An 18,258-nucleotide genomic window follows, 5' to 3' on the forward strand; every position below is an offset into this window, starting at 1 on the left:
GGAAGGAACATAGACGTATTTATTTTCCCCCATACGGATGGAGCTGCCACGTGAATCAAGCACACAAACCGTCGTTTTCCTTTGAATTATTGTACATCATAGGTATTATCGCTATTTCGTTCTCCTCGATCTTCGTAAGATGGTCTGAAGCCGAGGTGTCCGTCATCGCTATGTACCGTTTGTACCTAACCAATCTGATCATGCTGCCTTTGGTCTGGAAGTACCGCACTGAGCTGTTTAGCCTGACCCGCAAGCAGTGGATGCTGATCCTCTGGTCCGGTATTGCGCTGGGGCTGCATTTCTTGCTCTGGATGGGCTCACTGCGACTGACCACCGTTGCAAGCTCTACCGTTATTATGACATTGGAGCCGATCCTTGTCATGCTCGGTTCATTTTTGTTTTTCCGGACGGGCACGAATCGCGCTATGCTCATCGGGATGGGCATGGCTTTTATCGGCTCGCTGGCCATCGGAGCTGGAGACTTCCATGTCTCAGGACAAGCCCTGCTCGGGGACGCACTGTCCTTCTTGGGTATGGTAGCCGTGTCCATCCATATGCTGATGGGCAAGCATCTGCGCGAGCATTTGAGCGCGTTTGTGTATAATTTTTGGGTTTTTGCCATCGCAGCCACATCACTTGCGCTGTATAATGTGGTCAATGCCATTCCTTTTACCGGATACGCTCCACGGGAATGGGGACTGTTCCTGCTGTTAGCCATTGTACCTACGCTGTTCGGACATTACCTATTTAACTGGCTGCTCAAATACATTAACGCAACTGCGGTGTCGATGGCGGTACTCGGCGAGCCCGTTATTTCTTCCTTGCTAGCTTGGGTGCTGCTCGGGGAAAGGTTGTCTACTTTACAATTTGGTGCAGGCTTTTTCATCCTGTTCGGGGTATGGATTTTTATCCGATACGGAACGGATTTTAAAAAGAAAGTTGTCCATCAAAGTGAGTTGCCCGACACTGAGCACCCCCTGAAGGCCAGCTCTTAACTTATTTACCCCATTTTCATAAACCATACTCAATGAATTAAATTCACTTCTAAAAAAAGGAAGGCGGAATTCTCTATGAAATCCATCGTATCCAAACGCTGGCTGCTAGCCCGATTGTATGAGCCGGACATGATCATCGCCGACTGCCGTTCCCTGCTCGGACAAGCCGGAGCTGGGCGGACTCAATTTAATGAAGACCATATTCCAGGGGCGGTTCATTTCGATTTGGAAGAAGACCTTACCGCTCCTCTTGCTGAGCATGGGGGTCGCCATCCCTTACCTGATGTGGATACACTTGCTGCACGTCTAAGTCGTGCCGGAATCAATGCTGCCTCGCGCATCGTCGCTTATGATGACCAAGGCGGTATGATGGCTTCCCGCTTCTGGTGGCTCCTGCGCTATCTCGGGCATGAGCAGGTATATGTGCTGGAAGAGGGCTACAGCGCTTGGAAAGAAGCGAAGTTCCCCGTTACGGTAGACCAGCCGATTCGCATTCCAAGTACATTCACACCAAATGTACAGCCACAAATGCTCACAAGTATGCAAGAGGTGCACCGTGTATCCGAAGATTCTGTTCCTGTTGGCTCCTATATCGGTTTTTCACCTATATTAATCGACTCCAGAGAGCGGCCTCGCTACCTGGGGCTGGAGGAGCCCATTGATCAAGCAGCGGGACATATCCCCGGTGCAGTGAATTTCTTCTGGAAAGAGGTCTTGGACGAAAAAGGCAGCTTTAAAAATGCGGAACAATTGCAGCAGCACTTTGCCGATCTTGATCCAAACGCAGAAATTATCGTGTATTGTGGTTCTGGCGTATCCGCCTGTCCCAATGTACTGGCCCTGAATGAAGCTGGATTTAGTAAGGTCCGTTTATATCCGGGAAGCTGGAGCGACTGGATCAGCTATGAGGAGAATCCGGTGGCGACCGGAGAGGAATAAAAAGTTTCAACGGATATACAGGTTCAAAAGACAAATAAACTGCCTTAAGCGATTTGGCTCATGGCAGTTTATTTGCTTTGTTAAAAAGTACATAAAAAATCAACTTGAGCCGAGTGAAGCGACCTTATATAGAATTCCAAAGCTGATTTTTTTCTACGTCCTGACGATTTGGCGTAAGTTTCTGACTGGTTCCACATCTCCCGAAATTCTTCTACCAGATTGAGATGATAGCCGGTACAAAAATACGTTGTTAACTGGAACTTATTTCGCCTTCGAATAGCATCGCATTGCTCTATGCACTATACGTTCACCTCATCCCATCTATAAATAACATAGCCGAGTTGACATATAACTAGTAATAAATAAATTACGTTTATACATAGATATATTTTAATTTTTTTCTTGTATTTATGTAAATCTACTTCTTCGTTCACTTCTCTTTTCTTTATTTTCTCTCTCCAACTCATTAATCTTGAGAATTCTACTGCGCCTAATACTCCCCATAGCAATGTAAATACTAAAAATACGGCATTTACTAGAGACAATAATATCCCCATTCCTACATCAATTGTTCTTATTGATCTAAAACAAATGTGCACCACTAGTGTCAGACTAAATAATCCCAAGCCTATAATACTTACTATCGGTTTATCTTGCATTCTCATTTTTTATTCCCTTCAGTTCCAAATACATGTAACGTTTCTTTATTCACGATGTCCCAGCGCTTTAAGATTAACAGTCCGGCTGCCACTTGCGGCAGCTAAGCGATGGGACATGTCTGTTGAATTACTTCCTCGAAATAGCTATCCAATATTTTGAACAACTATATATCTTAATTCATATTCTTTCTGTTGTTTCTCTGCATGTATCAGAGTTTCTCTCATGGAACCCGTTTCTAATATATTCAAATCATTAAAATGTTCTTTTAAATCTTTTTCAGTAAAGAAGTGAGCATATTTCCCTTTCTTGTATTCATATGTTCCTTCCTCAACTTTCCTACCCACACCATTATTAGAATCACGGTCAGAAAAACACGTAAAATACATCACTCCCTGTTCCTTCAAATGCATCACACAATTCTGTATCAATTTTTTTCGGTCTTCTAACAAAAATAAATGTAATAAATCATAACAATATATGCCGTCATACCTTTTGCTTGTACTAAACTCTAACACCGATTCTTGAATAAAATTCGTTCTTAAATCCCATTCTTTTGCTAGATCTATAGCTGAACTAGATATCTCAATTCCATCAACCTGAAAATAAGAAGAAAACATCTTGGTATTTCTCCCATACCCAGAACCGGGAACCAAAATATTATGTGCATTATTCTTTTTGAACAAATCTATAGCTTGGGTTACAGTTTGACTTGGTTCACAACCCCAAATCATTCCTTCTTCAGCAAACCTTTTGTTCCAATAATCTCTCATATTATTCACCCGCCTATATACTCACATAGCTCTTCTTTTAAGCTCATCAATCTGTCTGATATGATGTTGATCATGCCAGATAAAATCTCTTAAATATGATATTACAGTAAACTTCCCGTCAGCATATTCTTTAGTAAACTTGTCGTCTTCAAAACTCTCTATACTCTCCAATATCATGTTACGGTACTGAATAGTCATTTTAATTAATTCTTCTTTCGTTTTTGTTTTTCCATATTCAACAGCATCCTGATTAAATTGTTCAAAATCCATATGTGTTAATGTCAAAGGCGCATCGTTTAATATCGGATTTATGGCTACTTCATAAAAGTATTTATCCCACAGTAATATATGACTTACGATATCGTGAACTGACCATTTATCTTCAGCAATCTTTATTTTCCAATCCATTTCACGAATCTCAGAAACAAAACGTATCCATTCCTTGAACTCCTCTAGTAACCGCGACCTCTCATTCATGGTTTCCGACTCCTCTTTTCAAATTTGAGTTAGTTAGAATAACGTATTTGTATTCATGAACCCCAAAGGGGCTGTCTGCTGTCCTAACCAAACCAGAAAATCACTCTTACATCTTCAGCATTCCCTAATTTCAATAATTTTGGAATTGTTTCATTGATGAACCTCGAACATGTATCCATAATATTTCTATATTCCATAAATTGATCACAATAATAATTTTCATCCCATTTAAAATCAATAAGTAGCAGCATCATTGAATTTTTGCTTACTCTTTTTAATTTTTCTCCAAGTACCATCAATCTGTTCATATTCGTCTCTGAAATACCTTTTCTCTACAAAAAACCAAATATCTGTGCCCTTATAACCTCCCATAATATTTTTGCATATTCTACTTTAAAATCTCTGTACTGTACCAAAAGAAATCTTCATATTAGGTGCAACTAACCAGGATTCATCACTGAATTCTTTAGAAAATGTTGCTTCTGCTTCATATGTTTTTGAGCTTCCGTTTCGTTTAATCCTCTAGACAACAAATTATTAAGAACTTCTAAAACATCATTAAGTTCTTGTCCCAAGCCTTCTTCTCTCAAAGAACTATAAAGCATGTTTTTACTTTCCATGTCTATATTTTGATCAAGAAAATTCACCTTATCGCTAACCCTACATCCTACATTTCTTAAGCCTAACTGGCTTAGCATGATCGGTATTTGTATGTCTATATTCCCGTCTTTACCCATACTCTCTCATATAATTCCTGTAGACTCTTTGGATTAGGCATATGTAATAAAAAAGCATGACTGACTGCTATGTTATACTTCTTTTCTAATTCAACGTTTTCAATATCACACCCTATAAATTCAGCATCATAAGAGAGTTTTGAAAGTAATTCGTTGGCTTGCTTTATTAATTCCCTGCCTTTGTCAATGCCAGTATATGTTGATCCATTTGGTAGCAATGGAAGAAGCTTTAGTCCCAAATATCCGAAGCCGCATCCATAATCTATGATCTTTACAGGTTTATTTATCTTCCAAACCTTTTGTATAAGAAATTCCAAATAATCATCGTTATAGTACAACCAGCGGGTATTTCTTAGATAATCAATTTTATTGTTCCAAAAATATTCAGACATAAAATCCCTCTTGTTATTTCGTTTGACGATTTTCAGCTCATGTTTCTGCATTCACAAAATGCTTCAGTCTTAGACAGATCCTATCTTAGGTATGGTGAGTTTGTTGATTGAGCTTTAATTATCAAATTAATTTCCTGTATTTACACCCAAATAAATGGAATTTAAAACTTAATAATAATAATATACTATTTTTTAGAACGAAAGAGAAGCGCTGGATAAATAGGTTCAAGCGCTTCTCTTTTTTTTAAAACAATGCCAGTTATTCTATTATATAGAACCAATAGTACGCTTAGCACTGCCCTATTATCGTAACTGGTTCAATTCATAATATTAGTTGCGTTCTTTGTTATTATTTTAAAAATTGTGATTCCCATGTACCATCTGCATATCCCCAAATTGTATGTGTACCAGTTTCGACTACCTCTCCAAGAGACGGATGAATAAAAGTCCAAGTGAAATATGCGGTCTGATAGGCGCTGTTGTCAGAGTTAATATATGGTTTATCTTCTTGTATGGTTACATTCACTACAGGGAACCAGTTTCTTGTAACAGTTCCACCGCCATTTAGAATATCAGTCACTTTCCCCTCACTAACTCTGTAATGTATATATACTTTTGTCGTAATTATATTGATACCAAATGTAGAAACGACTATTTCAGAATAAGGTGTATATTCAGTTGCGAAAGGAGTAGTAGAGTTTTCTTTGTTTTGGTCTACTCTCACTTTTATATCTCCATTATATAAATCTGAATCTTTTCCGCTTTGTATTCCATTAAAAATTGATTTAATCACATGGGGATCATTCATATAATCCACAAATTTTTGTTGATCTTCTTTGGGGAGACTTGTGAACTGTTCTAGAATAGTAGAGGAATCATTATCGTTCAAAGAGTTGAGTCCTTTATTATTGTTTTTTAAATAGTTAATATAGTCTTCTGGGGTGTTAATAGTTAAAGAATCCTGTGCGTTAACTGAGTAAGGAAGAACACCTAAAAATAATATCAACACAACAAACAAACTTAAAAATTTTTTCACTTTATCAATCACTCCTTAGAAATAATAGTAAAATAGAACCAAATGAAGCCTTATAATGGAATCTATTTACAGGAGTTATCCTATCATACACTGAAAAAATTATCAAATGTCAAGAGAGGATATCAAATCTTTTGTATTATTAATAATGGAATATATTCACAATGTAAAGGAGAATGAATGTGGAGCTTTAATATGCATTAGGAATATGACTACGCAGGAGCAAGGGAAGAGAAGATTTGCTATTGTAATTGATCAGAAAAGGTTAATAGAGAAACTAGAAAAAAACCTGATTATTTAGAGTGTGAACACTACTCACATTATCAAGAATTTAAGAGAATGAAGATACTAAAGATATAAAACTAACAGTTATGGAGCCATTAAAGGAGTATAAAAGTGACAATCGCTGTTTGATTGTATAAAAAATATAATTTTCCCAATTATTCAAAAAGCAATAAAGTACTTAAAAGTAATAAAAACCTTAAAGAAGAACAACAAAACTAAACACGAATAGAAGGTAATGATAAGACTTGAAAATTACTAATTTAAAAACCGGCTACCGTTCTATTCATTAAAAGTATATTTCCTTTATTCTATTTTCATTTATATCCTTAAACCAACATTCTTCCGAATTTTCACAAGAATCCGATCCTTAGAAGTATGATACATCAAGGTCCTATCTTTTCTATTTAATAATTCTTCGACACTTCTTCATCACTTACGGGGCCAATTGCAGCAACATCATCTATGAATTTTTGATTGTTCTCTTCTTCGTACTTTACAAATTGATAATTCTTCCCCTACAACCTTCAATGCGTTGCTAAAGGTTAGGGTCGCTCACTGATATACTTACTGATATTCTTCAAATTTATATTTTGTTAATTTATTTAATTCGATCACTTGTTCTTTATTAAAATAGCCCATTAGGCAACCTTGATCTAAAATTGAAATATACAATTTCATGGATTGTTCAGTCTTTATTAGTACGTTAAATTTCTTGAATATCTCCATATCCAACCAATCATCATATACTTTCATTTCCCATCTGATAAGTTCATTCATATATTCAAAAGAGACCCATGCAGTACCATTCTGAATATCTACGTAATCCGTTATATTTATTTAAATTAAGTTTTGTCATATTCTCTAATCGTATTATTATTCTTGCATAGTCTCCATGGTCCTCAATACATTCAGTATCTAAATACCAAATTTCCTCAGATACATTTATAAATTCACCATTCACTTCAACTTCTCCACCTAAAGTAAGTAGTAGCAAGTTGTAGGGATCTTCTTCATATTCATTTCTCGAAAATTCTTCCAAAAGTAATTCTTTTTTTAAATCTGCACTCATGAAGATGCCCAATTCAGAAAGTTTGTTTAGTTGATCTTCAAATATTATCTTCTTCTTAAATAAACCAAACAACTTAAACACCTTCTTTTTATGGTTTGCGTCCCTTTTCTATAACGCTTGTATTCATGAGCTCCGTCAGGGGTTGTCTGCTGAAATTTCTCTTCGATATCCAGCTCGCAGACCAAGGTTCCATAGGAGCTAACGAAACATAACTTCTTCGATTCACTTACAAAATCAGCCCTTTATGATCCTCGCCTTCGAGCTGTTTATAATTCTCAATAAAATATCTATAAGCAATTCTCTTAATCGTAGACAAAATTGCTTCGCATGAAAATGCCAACATTTATTTGTAATCATAATCCCTTAATGATAGTTCTTGAACAATTTTTCTACTGTCCTTTATTCTTAGAATTTGCTTCGGTTTATCATATATCCAACCAAGCTTTATACAATATTCAATTAATATGGATTTTATTAAAGGTCTATATAAGTTAATGTAATAACATTCTTTCCAGTCGAACGAAATTTCAATAAAAGAAGTTTTATACTTCCTTGAATAAGCTCTAAACAATACCTCATAAGGTTTCTCGTCAACAATGCAAATAAATTGATAATGTCTAACAATGATTGGGATTGCTTTTTTTTGAAATACTTTCATCATTCACCTCAACATTACTTTATCAGCAATTATGTCTAATAGCTTTCTTGTGTTCCTGAACCCGAGAAGCTTAAAGAAGCGTAGCGACCGGCTAGCTTCGGTTCTTAGCCTCGCAGGATTGTCTACCTGACTTTCACTTTCAGGAAAACGATGTTATGTGATACCTCTAGTTCTTATTTAATATATTCTTCAATCCTTGTTTAATATTATTTGGTCTCGTCTATTCTAGATTACTCTATTAGAAAAATCTCTGTAGTCTAAAGTCAATTCCTTTTTTAGTTCTATATTGGAAGAAATACACCACATATTATTAGCACTCTCTTCTTAAAATGCTTTTTACATTGATTTCCTCAACGTCAATTTTTGTTTAAAACCTTTGTCAGTATTATTTCCAGAGGTTCATTCTCAAACATTAAACATCCAGCATCTCTATATCCAAGCTTCCTATAAAAATGTTGAGCTTCTTCATTCGAAAGTGTTGAGGTCATAACCATTTCAAAACCTTTTTGTTTCATTAATTCCTCCCAATAGTGGACAACTTTTTTACCAATACCTGTTCCTCTATACTCCTCATCTATCCATATCATATTCATAAATGGTGTGTTGTCCCAAAAAAATCCGTATCTCATCCAACCTATTTCTTGATTGGATTCTCTGATTATTAGGATTTCATTTTCTTTTATTTTTGGTCTTATCAGTGTCTTATGTATGTGCTTGTCTCTTAACAAGATGTACTCATAATCTGATTCAATCGCAAAATCAATCTTCATTGTAAATTCTCCCTTTCACTCTTTTCTTCGAATATCTTCTTGGTAACACTCAGCACTGATGTCTCATAACGTTTGTACATTACATAAGTTTATAAAGTCTTTTTAAAAATGTATAAGTCACCTTCTTCTCTAACTTTAGTAAACCCACACTTTGAATAGAAGTGATGATTCTTCACACTCCAGCTAGGAGTATCCAGCCACCATTCAGTGCTGTCTGGAAATTTACTTTCAATTTTCTCCATCATCTTCGTTCCGATTCCTTGATTTTTAAAATTCGGATCAATAAAAATTCTTCCTAGATTATGCACTTGATTACATTCTACAAATATCATAGCTCCCCCGATTATTTCTCCATTAAAGAGCACCTTGAAATATTCGCAATTTTGCATCATCTCTTCTTGCCAACTTATGGAGTCATATCCTATGGGCCCAACGGTTTCGTTATTATTAAAATGCTTTGATTCATCCTCAAAACTGGCCTTTTGTATTTCAGCAAGTCTTTGCGCATCATTTTTTCCAGCTTTTTCTAATGTCAGCACCAAACATACCTCCATTATCTTTTTATTTTTTCCAGGGTTGTCTGCTAAAATGCCCCCCCCAAACTCTATACCAGCAGGTCAAGGCTCCGTAAGGATTCGATGCTTGAATATTATGTTATCAGAAGTTACCGAACTTCTTCATTATGCATTCAAAATCAATCTGCAATTTTTTTATCAGCGAATTTTCTTATATGGTCTTTTTTTATTTTGTAATTTGATTATTAGTTCATCTGCATCTCTTTCACTTTTTTGAGCTTTTAGTGACTCTTCTTCTGTTATTTCTATTTCTATCATTTGAACCACTATTGTTCGTGTCCCTCGACACCACGGTTCAGCAAATTCCAAAATTGTTCGACCATGACCGATGCCGGATATGGCATTGAACGGGTAATCCACCATTCCAATACCCCCACTGCCGCTGAAATTAAAAATTGCACCGTAATGTCCCTGTTCATATCCTGATCGAGGTTGATCGAATCCAGATGCTCGCACAGACTTTGCCGGAACATTGTCTCTATTTGGTTTCGAAAAACCGTACTTCCCTTGTTCGTCAGCATTATTGAGTAGAATGAAGCATGCTGCTCCAAATATTCAAACGTACGCAGTAGTGCGGTTTTGGAAGGGAGATGAAAGAAGTTATCTTCAGACATACAATTGCGTAGTAACTCTTTAATTTGAGCTTCCATGCATTGATCGCGCAGATCGTACTTATCAGCAAAATGCAAATAAACCGTTCCGCGATTGACATTCGCTTCCTCAGCAATTTGATTGATCGTAATTCTCTCGAATTCCTTTTCTGACATCAGCCTCATAAAAGCATCAATAATGGCTTGCCTCGATTTTTGAATACGCCTGTCCATATCCTTCTCCCCTTTGTGCTATCCGAAAAAATGAACACTTCGAAGTCCTCTGTTGAAAAATCAACAACCACGCTTGTTTTAACCATTGAACCCCATATACCGCTCTGATACATTCACTTTATAAAATTTATGTTGATGATTCAACATATGTTCAATTTTAGTGGAGCTGTAATCATGAAATCTATTGTTTTACAATCTTTGGAATTATTTAAATCACATTGAATTAGGAGGGTTTAAAAATTGAAACTTACAGGAAACACGATTTTTATTACAGGCGGCGGTTCGGGAATTGGACGTGCGTTAGCAGAAGCTCTCCACAATCTTGGAAACAAAGTTATTATCGCCGGTCGACGTAAAGAGCGTCTGGAGGAGACGATCAAAGCGAATCCCGGCATGTCCGCAGTGGAATTGAATGTACAAGACCCTGCCAGCATAAAGGCGGCCGCCAAGCGGTTAATCAAAGAATACCCGGATGTTAATGTCTTGATTAACAACGCCGGCATCATACAGTCTGATAACGCGGCAGGCGTGATCGATGAGGATGTTTTGATTTCGACTGTCACGACAAACTTTCTAGGTCCCATTCGGTTGACTTCTGCATTCATCGAGCATTTGAAGTCCAAAGAAGAAGCGGTTGTCATCAACACGACTTCAATACTTGGATTTGTACCGTTAGCGACAACTGCTGTATATTCCGCGACGAAGGCAGCACTTCATACCTATACGCTGTCCCAAAGGTACATGCTTAAAGACACATCGGTAAAAGTAATAGAAATTGTACCCCCATGGGTTCAAAGCAACAACGATGAACCACGGGCGATGCCACTTGCTTCATTCATTGATGAAACAATAAAGATACTTGGCACGGATACAGACGAAGTTCTGGTGGAAGAAGCGAAAATGTTTCGAAATAACCCTGGCCCGAACGAAGGTGTTTTTGTGACCCAGCTTAACGATTTGATGAATTCTGAACCTCCAAAGATCCATTGATCCATCTGTAATTCAGTTTTTAAAAATTTAAGCGAGCATGAAGTAAACACTCATCTCCGTCTACTTCATGTTCATTTTACTGCAACTTGCACGTGGAATAAGAAAAAGCGCCAAGCGGCCACACCCATGTTTACCTCTTAAAATAATTTCGTTGATTTCACATAATGTAGGGAATTGCCGAAGTTCAAACAGCCCTTTGTTAGGTGATATCGGGGACATCCTCGATTTACGTAAAAAATGTTTTCATGATCTTACTTCATTTAAAAATCTTGTTATTATCGGTAGGTCGGGAGGACTTATTTGATTAGGTATCTTGTTTAAATCAAAAAATCGTATATCTTGTACTTCAGCTTTATCACCTTTAATTATTCCACTGTATTCTTTACATATATAAGCTGCAACTACGTTATATACTTCATCTCCATGCGGATATCGATAGTAGAGTTCCGGGCCTGAAAATATATCAAGTAATTCTAACTCTTCGGCTTCTAAGCCTACCTCTTCAAAAAGTTCCCGGCTTGCAACCTCCTTCATATTCTCACCAGGCTCCATTGAACCTCCTGGTAATCCCCATAGACCATTGTCAGTTCTTTGCTGCAATAGTAATCGTCCCTCATCATCTATGAGAATCACACATGCTCCTGCCATAATTATAGGTCGGGTACCTACTAACTCTCTTAATTCTCTTATGTAATTCAATTTCTTCACGCCCCTTTGAGATCCTTCAACAGACCAAGGCTCCGTTAGGAGCCACTGCTTGAATTTAACGTTATATGACGGATTCACTTCTAAAATCTACTTTCGTCAATGGATAAGGCACGTAGTCCGGGTGGCTCTGCTACTTAGCCGGTTGAATGTTTCCGTTGAATCCGCCCTTCCGAAATGCATCTTCCGGGCTAAGGGTCGGGCTTGTCCCGGCCAGATGAGTTGAATGCTATGTTAAATAACGTTGACTTTTTTCGAGTTAAGTAATTATTATTCTCGTTTCCATTTATGTGTTCGAGTAGTTTTCCAGTTTCATAAAAATACTTTATTACTTCAAGCATAGGAATTAATTCTATACAAATGTTATCGCAATAATTGCCTAACTGGCCACCAGCAACCAGATGAATTTCACCGTTTCCCTGTTTATTGTTCATAAGAGTATATATATTACCATCAATTGTAATAGACACTATAAAATATTCCGGTCCGCCTCCAACCAATGCTGAATCTGTATCTGATACCTCAAAAAAAACTAATGTAAATTTATCTCCATCGAGTTTTTAAAAAAAACTTAAAGTGTCTGCCCACGTAGGATTCATAACTATTTCTTCATTGAATGTGGTCCCAATCCATTCATCAATACTAATAGATTTTATCACTTTTTCTTTTCATCCTTTTTAGATGGTTTTATTTATTCGGGGGCTTTCATCTAACGATTCTACATTCACGATCCCAGCGAGTGCTCAGGTGTCCTACAGTGATCTCCTTTTCCGAAATCCTTCTGCCGGGCCGAGGGCGTATGCCGATGTGTGATACTATGTTATCAGATGAACTATGACAATTTTGAGGGTATCTACAAAATTTCTTTTCCCTTTAATATTTCATTTGAGAACTGGTCCACAGCCAACCACGTCGAAACATCCTCTTTGATATTCTTATTCCAAGCAACTAAAAAATGTACTTGGCATATCTCATTAGAATCAATTAGTGTCATAGGAATTTTAATGCCTTTATCAGAACTTAGGATAAAACCGTGCTTTTCAAAGTCAGAGTTTAAACATAGCGATTTAGGAATCATATCTCCTTGATTTCTTCTTGCCATTAACATATCCCCGTCTTGTGTCCCCAAGTGTAAACGGTATATCTGATTCTCGTATTCGACAGCTTCAAGATCTTCCCCAGTATTAGATCCATAATCTGTCCAACTGTAACCCTCCTTCCAAGAAGCAGAAAAGCTGCACGTACTTATTTGAGTGTTCGCATGAGGCTTTATTCTAAAAACTGCTCCCCAACATTCTTCTACTGTCAGATGTAAAGCGAGATTGAGCTTGGGTCTACAGACAACTAGCTCACAATCAAATGAATCATAATAATATTTATATAATGATCCACCATTTTTGAGTTTATAACTTTTTTCTGGATAATAGAAGTTATCAGAGACTGTGATTGAAAATTCAATTATTCCAAGAGGAGTATGTATTTGTGGCTGTAAGAGATTGTTTTCTTTAATTAAGACTTGTTCTCCATGAAATAGCTTCATTATTTTCCTCCTCATAGTCTTTCTAATAACGTTCCTGTATGCATGAACCCCAACTCGCTGGCCTAGGCTCCGATATTATGTTATGCGAAGCTTCTTCGAAAACTTTTGAACCGATGTTGCTCTTCTTAAAAACAATATTGAACTTGTATAATTATCACTTAGACATAAAGAAATTGAATTGTTAATATAGCAGACCAAGCCATAGAATACAGAATTTCTTCTTAAGCCTGTCCATTGCTTATGATTCTCTTCTGTATTTAATTTTTTGGCTAACTCAAAGACATGAGAATTCAAAAACATCTGGTATTCCTCCATCTCTAAGCAGTTTCGCATAACGTTCTTGTATCTACGAATCCGAGAGGCTTAAGGCGCAAAGCGCCGGGTCCATCGGACTTAGCCTCGCAGGGTTGTGAGCTGATCCCGCTTCTCTCTCTGCTTTCCACTTCTAGCGAACCAAGGGCAACGCCCGCAGCGTAGATGCGATGTTATATGAGGTCAGCTTTTCTTCGAGTCAACTAATAATTATGCTTCCTTGCTAGTTTCCACTTCATAAATAAATTTATATCACTTATAGCATCTAATATTATTCCTTTATGTTCTATATTATTTTTTAATTCTTTCAAAATGATTGGTTTTACTAGTCTTTTATCTAACTGTTTTTTAGTTCTTGCTATATGTGCTAATCCCAATACAGAATTCGCTCTTACATTTGGATTATCATGTTGCGCTGATTTAAGACATATATCTTGAGCAAACTTCCAATTGTGATGATACATTCCAACTGAAAGTGGTAAATATATAAGTTTTTCTACTTCTCGGCGAGTTAAAATATCTTTTATTTCCTGATCTGTGTATTCTTCGATATGCTTGTAAATTCGCTTCATAGTACTTGCTCCTAAATATAGCCTTTTTATTCCTAGCTGATCTCACATAACGTTTCTGTATTCAAGACGTCCGGCGTATGCCGAATATGTTCGGCTGATTCTACTTCATGGCTTCTCAACTTCTGCCGAACCGAGGAGCGAATGCGACGATGCTTGGATGTGATGTTATACAGAGGTACCATGAATTCATTGAATCTACTTAGAAATCCTGTTTAATTCACCATCACCATTCTCTCCATTCTTCTGTAATATCTTGATCCTCCTCAATTTCTAATCCAGCTAGTCTTGCTGCCTTATCTATAAATTCAGCCAGTTCTTCACGTTCCATCGTTTCAATAAAATAGTGTTCTTTTCATTCAATTCATTAAACGTAATTACAATTTCTTCTACAGCCTTCATAATACTTTCAGGATGTTTAGTTTCTTGTAATAATATTAATTGGTTTAGATAGTTATCAAGGACTTTATCACACATTAATAATCTCTCTTCTGTAAAAAGGTCATCTCCGTATTCAACCATTCTTTTGTTTTTACAATTGAGTTGGTTTTTCATTAAATAGGTCCTGTAATGTCATTGGGCACATCCCTCATTTTCTTGTTTTTGTTTTAATAGATTTTTAAAATTGTTGCATAGTATTTCGCATATGAGTTTGCTTACTAACTTGCTTTTCACTTCACTTATCTTATTTTTTCTTTAATTCATCTTTTTTCATCTGTTAGCACACTTAAAGAAAGACCAATTACGGTCAACATCTGGTCATTACAATTGGCTTGGAGGGTTTATTCCCTTCTAAGTCTCAGATAATAAAAACCCACCTTCGGCTCTTAACCTTTAGGTGATTTTTTACCTTCTCTTGTTGTTATTGATGCATGTTAAAAGTGCAAGAATAGATGTCCAAAATAGTAACATTAGAGTCATCGCATCTTTTACTTCCATGGTCTCACTTTCGAAGGAAAACCATACCCACCCAAGAGTCAATTGTATCTATATTTTACCTGTGTTCACTCCTGCAAACAAGTGTTCCCATCTATTTTCTTGCATTTTTCTTTTATTCTATCTGTTGTCCATCATTTCTAGCATATAACGCTTATGTGTTCACGATGTCCCTCTGACTTATGCGAACGAAATGAGCGGCCGCCGTGCGTTTGTGTCCGCCTGCCCCCACTTCCTGGCAATCCTCTTTGCCGGACCGAGGAACCGCCAGGCTCCGATGCGTGGATATGATGTTATCTGATGGATTGGCCATAAAAAAACAGTTCAACTTTCCCTCTATGACATAAGGCAAAGATGAACTGTCTTTAGTTCCTGTTAAAATCTCTATGCGCACAAGTAGCAACTTCTTCTCCCATCAAGCCAACAAAGCCTGAGCGATCTGATCCACAATGCCATTGATGCCTGTGGGTCCATAACAGCCAATCCATGTCGCGGCATCGACCGAGTGTATGTGCTGGCGCTCAACGGTATCAAGCATTCCCCAGACACGTTGCTCTGTTGCGGATATTCCCTCCTGCATGAGTTCATGGCTAAGCAAGAAGTAATGGCTGGCGTGTACAGCCGGTAGTCTGTCAACTGAGATGTGATAGGCCGTGTCGGAGGTATCTGCCACAAATAACGGAACAGGCAGACCTAGATCATGGTACAGCACAGCCCCTGTACGATGAGAGGCAGAATGCACGCGAACCAGAGAATCCAGCGGACGGATCAGTGCCACGCTCTTGCCTGCCAGAACGGGAGCAAGTTCTTCGGACAGCAATGTGGTTCGTCGGTGATAATCCGTTATAATACGCTTTGCCTCTTCTCGTTTGCCTGTCAGTTCACCGAAAAGAGTCAAAATAGTCTGCCAGTTTTCATTGCGCTTAAACATGAGAACTGGAGCGATCCGGCTTAACTGTTCATAGTGCGGCTCATGTACCTCGGTGCAAATAATTAGATCCGGAGACAGTCGCTCCACTGCAAACAGGTCGGGGTACTCATATGTTCCGAGTAATTCAGTATTCTGAAGTCCTGCCCTGATCGTTTGAGGGAAATGTAACACTGCATTGCCTAGTCCTACACTACCTGCTGGAGAGAGCCCCAGCGCAAGCAAATGATCAGCATATTGCACATCGAGTACAGCGATACGCTTCGGAGATCCGATAACATAGTATTCCCCTCGCATATGGCATATCACCGAGCCTTGGGCCGACTCATATGAAGAAGCTGTGCGGTTCCGCTGCAAGGAATGAGCATAGTCTATATCTGTTTTCGAAGCGGCATCAAGCCTATAACGCAGCGGAGGGATGCCATAATATTTCTTAAACGCCCTACTGAAATAATACATGTCGCGATAGCCCATTCTGTCAGCAATTTCACCGATGGGAGCATCCGTGTGACGCAGCATCCGCGATGCACTCTCCATGCGCAACTGAATGACATACTCAGTCAGTCCGAGCTGCTTCTCTTGTTTGAATCGTCGCTGCAGCTGTCTTAAGCTGCATCCAGCAAGGGCTGCCAGCTCTTTAAGCTCCAGATTCTGGCGATAATGCGACGCTATATATGAAGCGACAACATCCACCATGTCAGACGCTTCTCCTCCCTGATCACGTTCGTAATCCATGATCAGTTCGTAGATCATGCCCTGAAGCAACGCATTGGCATGAAAACGTTCCATCCCTTCGCCACGACGCCATTTGGCAACAATTTTTTCTGCATTCTCGATCCATTCTGCTTGGGTTACCGAATTTTGCACAAATGAAGTGCGCAACGGATGTTTTCGATATGAAGGCAAAACAAGAGAGGCTCCCTCCATAGAAGAAGCCTTGTACATGATCACGATATAATAAATGTCGTCTGATCTGGCCGTCAGCGTTAAGGATGTCCCCTTAACAACATGACCAGCAAAAGAAGCTCCAATGTGGCAAACCTCACCATTCATTGCAAGCTCCCCTTCCCCTCCGTATGCCAGCAACAACACATTCGAAGTTAATTCCGTTTCGCGAAGAACACTGCCTGTCTGCAAAGTACCGCTATACTCGTCAAGCATCTTGATCGTTGTATCACTCCATAGACTTGTCTGTTCTTGTAGCGGCATTTCTCTCATCTCCTGACAATAGCATCCTTTGCTAGAGTGACTCACATGACTAGGATTAACCAATTAACTACAACCAGGCCTGTTAGCAAACTAAAATTGTTGCTGTTGTCATTTTAATTGAGAATTATTCTCATTGTCAATTTTCGGACATTTTCTGCAATATTCCCCTGACATCCGGTAATAAAAACAACAGGTGGTACGCTTGCTTTTCACGGCTGGAATGCTGTCCTTATTTTTTGTGAACCGGGTGAACGGATTTCTTTTTACACCGAACAAATGCCCGGGCGCTCCTTGCGTCAGATATGAAAAATCTGCCTGGATGTGCTGACTTTCTTGCTCAGCATTGTCTACTTCAGGAGTATATAATGGGACAATGCGTATCATGATATTCTCCCAAAGGATACTCATCGAAAGAGGAGCAATCGCAGCAAGCGTCTTTAACAGCGGTGCAAGGTGTAACGCAAACATCTCCTTTACCACCTTTTCCCGCCACACTTCCCTGTCTCCAGTTAGTGCTTCTGCCCGAAGCCCGTTCATAGCTAGAAAAGGAAAATGCGTCCCCCCCTCATTAGCTGTGAGCGTCGGATGATAGAGAAAGCTGTTGTCTAGCCGAAAAGAAACATGCTGATGATGAACGGTCATCGCGGTCAGCAACGGAGCAATCCACAGGTAGCCGATTCGCTTAGCTAACATCGAAGCAGCTACCCTCATGTCAGGCGCACCAATATACTCTTGAAGCCAGCTTAAATACTCTCGGCATGCAGCTTCTTCATGTAGTTGACTCAAAGCAATAATACGGACATTATCTTCAGATGGCTCACCAAGCCGAATCGAGTGTTCATCCACCGTTTGCTGCCATAAGTCAGTCGATAGATAATGGTCCAT

The 18,258-nt window shown here is 38.5% G+C and carries 19 protein-coding genes and 2 pseudogenes; 3 read left to right on the forward strand and 18 right to left on the reverse strand.

Features of this window, described 5'->3' with window-relative positions; genetic code table 11:
- Positions 1-50 precede the first annotated feature (50 nt).
- Together MHH57_RS17095 and MHH57_RS17100 are read left to right on the forward strand one after the other, a co-directional pair.
- Positions 51-995: a DMT family transporter gene (locus MHH57_RS17095; protein WP_318627380.1), complete on the forward strand. Its 945-nt coding sequence runs from the start codon at positions 51-53 to the stop codon at positions 993-995.
- Between the two features lie 75 nt (positions 996-1,070).
- Positions 1,071-1,934, forward strand: a complete 864-nt coding sequence (locus MHH57_RS17100; protein WP_318627381.1) for a sulfurtransferase — start codon at positions 1,071-1,073, stop codon at positions 1,932-1,934.
- A 299-nt stretch (positions 1,935-2,233) separates the two neighbouring features.
- Here the strand turns inward: MHH57_RS17100 and MHH57_RS17105 are convergent, their stop codons facing one another.
- The 10 genes and pseudogenes from MHH57_RS17105 to MHH57_RS17150 all read right to left on the reverse strand — a co-directional run bounded on the left by MHH57_RS17105 (position 2,234) and on the right by MHH57_RS17150 (position 10,184).
- Positions 2,234-2,593: a hypothetical protein gene (locus MHH57_RS17105; RefSeq protein ID WP_342434321.1), complete on the reverse strand. Its 360-nt coding sequence runs from the start codon at positions 2,591-2,593 to the stop codon at positions 2,234-2,236.
- A gap of 144 nt (positions 2,594-2,737) precedes the next feature.
- A complete protein-coding gene (locus MHH57_RS17110; protein ID WP_342434322.1) occupies positions 2,738-3,364 on the reverse strand; it encodes a class I SAM-dependent methyltransferase in 627 nt (208 codons plus the stop codon).
- 21 nt (positions 3,365-3,385) lie between these two features.
- On the reverse strand, positions 3,386-3,841 hold the full coding sequence (locus MHH57_RS17115) for a DinB family protein (protein ID WP_029515442.1): 456 nt from the start codon (positions 3,839-3,841) through the stop codon (positions 3,386-3,388).
- An 83-nt stretch (positions 3,842-3,924) separates the two neighbouring features.
- On the reverse strand, positions 3,925-4,149 hold the full coding sequence (locus MHH57_RS17120) for a hypothetical protein (RefSeq protein ID WP_342434323.1): 225 nt from the start codon (positions 4,147-4,149) through the stop codon (positions 3,925-3,927).
- Between the two features lie 85 nt (positions 4,150-4,234).
- Positions 4,235-4,970: pseudogene (locus MHH57_RS17125) on the reverse strand (class I SAM-dependent methyltransferase).
- 349 nt (positions 4,971-5,319) lie between these two features.
- A complete protein-coding gene (locus MHH57_RS17130) occupies positions 5,320-6,006 on the reverse strand; it encodes a hypothetical protein (protein WP_342434324.1) in 687 nt (228 codons plus the stop codon).
- A gap of 1,063 nt (positions 6,007-7,069) precedes the next feature.
- Positions 7,070-7,438 (reverse strand): hypothetical protein, encoded by a 369-nt coding sequence (locus MHH57_RS17135; RefSeq protein ID WP_342434325.1) that lies wholly within the window; start codon positions 7,436-7,438, stop codon positions 7,070-7,072.
- Positions 7,439-8,371: 933 nt separating this feature from the next.
- Positions 8,372-8,785, reverse strand: a complete 414-nt coding sequence (locus tag MHH57_RS17140; RefSeq protein WP_165149851.1) for a GNAT family N-acetyltransferase — start codon at positions 8,783-8,785, stop codon at positions 8,372-8,374.
- Positions 8,786-8,874: 89 nt separating this feature from the next.
- Positions 8,875-9,324, reverse strand: coding sequence for a GNAT family N-acetyltransferase (locus MHH57_RS17145; RefSeq protein ID WP_341039696.1), 450 nt, complete (start codon positions 9,322-9,324; stop codon positions 8,875-8,877).
- A gap of 302 nt (positions 9,325-9,626) precedes the next feature.
- Positions 9,627-10,184, reverse strand: coding sequence for a TetR/AcrR family transcriptional regulator (locus tag MHH57_RS17150; RefSeq protein WP_029515451.1), 558 nt, complete (start codon positions 10,182-10,184; stop codon positions 9,627-9,629).
- Positions 10,185-10,424: 240 nt separating this feature from the next.
- Between MHH57_RS17150 and MHH57_RS17155 the strand changes: the two genes are divergently transcribed.
- The gene (locus MHH57_RS17155; protein WP_341039697.1) at positions 10,425-11,174 is read left to right on the forward strand and encodes an SDR family NAD(P)-dependent oxidoreductase; all 750 of its coding nucleotides are present in this window, start codon (positions 10,425-10,427) and stop codon (positions 11,172-11,174) included.
- A 243-nt stretch (positions 11,175-11,417) separates the two neighbouring features.
- Here the strand turns inward: MHH57_RS17155 and MHH57_RS17160 are convergent, their stop codons facing one another.
- The 8 genes and pseudogenes from MHH57_RS17160 to MHH57_RS17195 form a co-directional block, all read right to left on the reverse strand.
- The gene (locus MHH57_RS17160; protein WP_029515453.1) at positions 11,418-11,873 is read right to left on the reverse strand and encodes an NUDIX domain-containing protein; all 456 of its coding nucleotides are present in this window, start codon (positions 11,871-11,873) and stop codon (positions 11,418-11,420) included.
- Between the two features lie 859 nt (positions 11,874-12,732).
- Entirely contained in the window at positions 12,733-13,419 is a 687-nt protein-coding gene (locus MHH57_RS17165; RefSeq protein WP_342434326.1) for a hypothetical protein, read from the reverse strand.
- 515 nt (positions 13,420-13,934) lie between these two features.
- Positions 13,935-14,303, reverse strand: a complete 369-nt coding sequence (locus MHH57_RS17170; protein WP_029515456.1) for a hypothetical protein — start codon at positions 14,301-14,303, stop codon at positions 13,935-13,937.
- A 223-nt stretch (positions 14,304-14,526) separates the two neighbouring features.
- Positions 14,527-14,877: pseudogene (locus tag MHH57_RS17175) on the reverse strand (hypothetical protein).
- A 269-nt stretch (positions 14,878-15,146) separates the two neighbouring features.
- Positions 15,147-15,239, reverse strand: coding sequence for a putative holin-like toxin (locus MHH57_RS17180; RefSeq protein WP_238438013.1), 93 nt, complete (start codon positions 15,237-15,239; stop codon positions 15,147-15,149).
- 151 nt (positions 15,240-15,390) lie between these two features.
- Positions 15,391-15,549 carry a hypothetical protein gene (locus tag MHH57_RS17185; RefSeq protein WP_203055986.1) on the reverse strand — a complete coding sequence of 53 codons (159 nt, stop codon included), beginning with the start codon at positions 15,547-15,549 and terminating at the stop codon, positions 15,391-15,393.
- A 102-nt stretch (positions 15,550-15,651) separates the two neighbouring features.
- Positions 15,652-17,373 carry a helix-turn-helix domain-containing protein gene (locus tag MHH57_RS17190; protein ID WP_264216042.1) on the reverse strand — a complete coding sequence of 574 codons (1,722 nt, stop codon included), beginning with the start codon at positions 17,371-17,373 and terminating at the stop codon, positions 15,652-15,654.
- Positions 17,374-17,481: 108 nt separating this feature from the next.
- Positions 17,482-18,258 carry a (2Fe-2S)-binding protein gene (locus MHH57_RS17195; protein ID WP_342434327.1) on the reverse strand — a complete coding sequence of 259 codons (777 nt, stop codon included), beginning with the start codon at positions 18,256-18,258 and terminating at the stop codon, positions 17,482-17,484.

The organism is Paenibacillus sp. FSL H7-0442, from assembly GCF_038593105.1.
Classification (GTDB): domain Bacteria; phylum Bacillota; class Bacilli; order Paenibacillales; family Paenibacillaceae; genus Paenibacillus; species Paenibacillus polymyxa_D.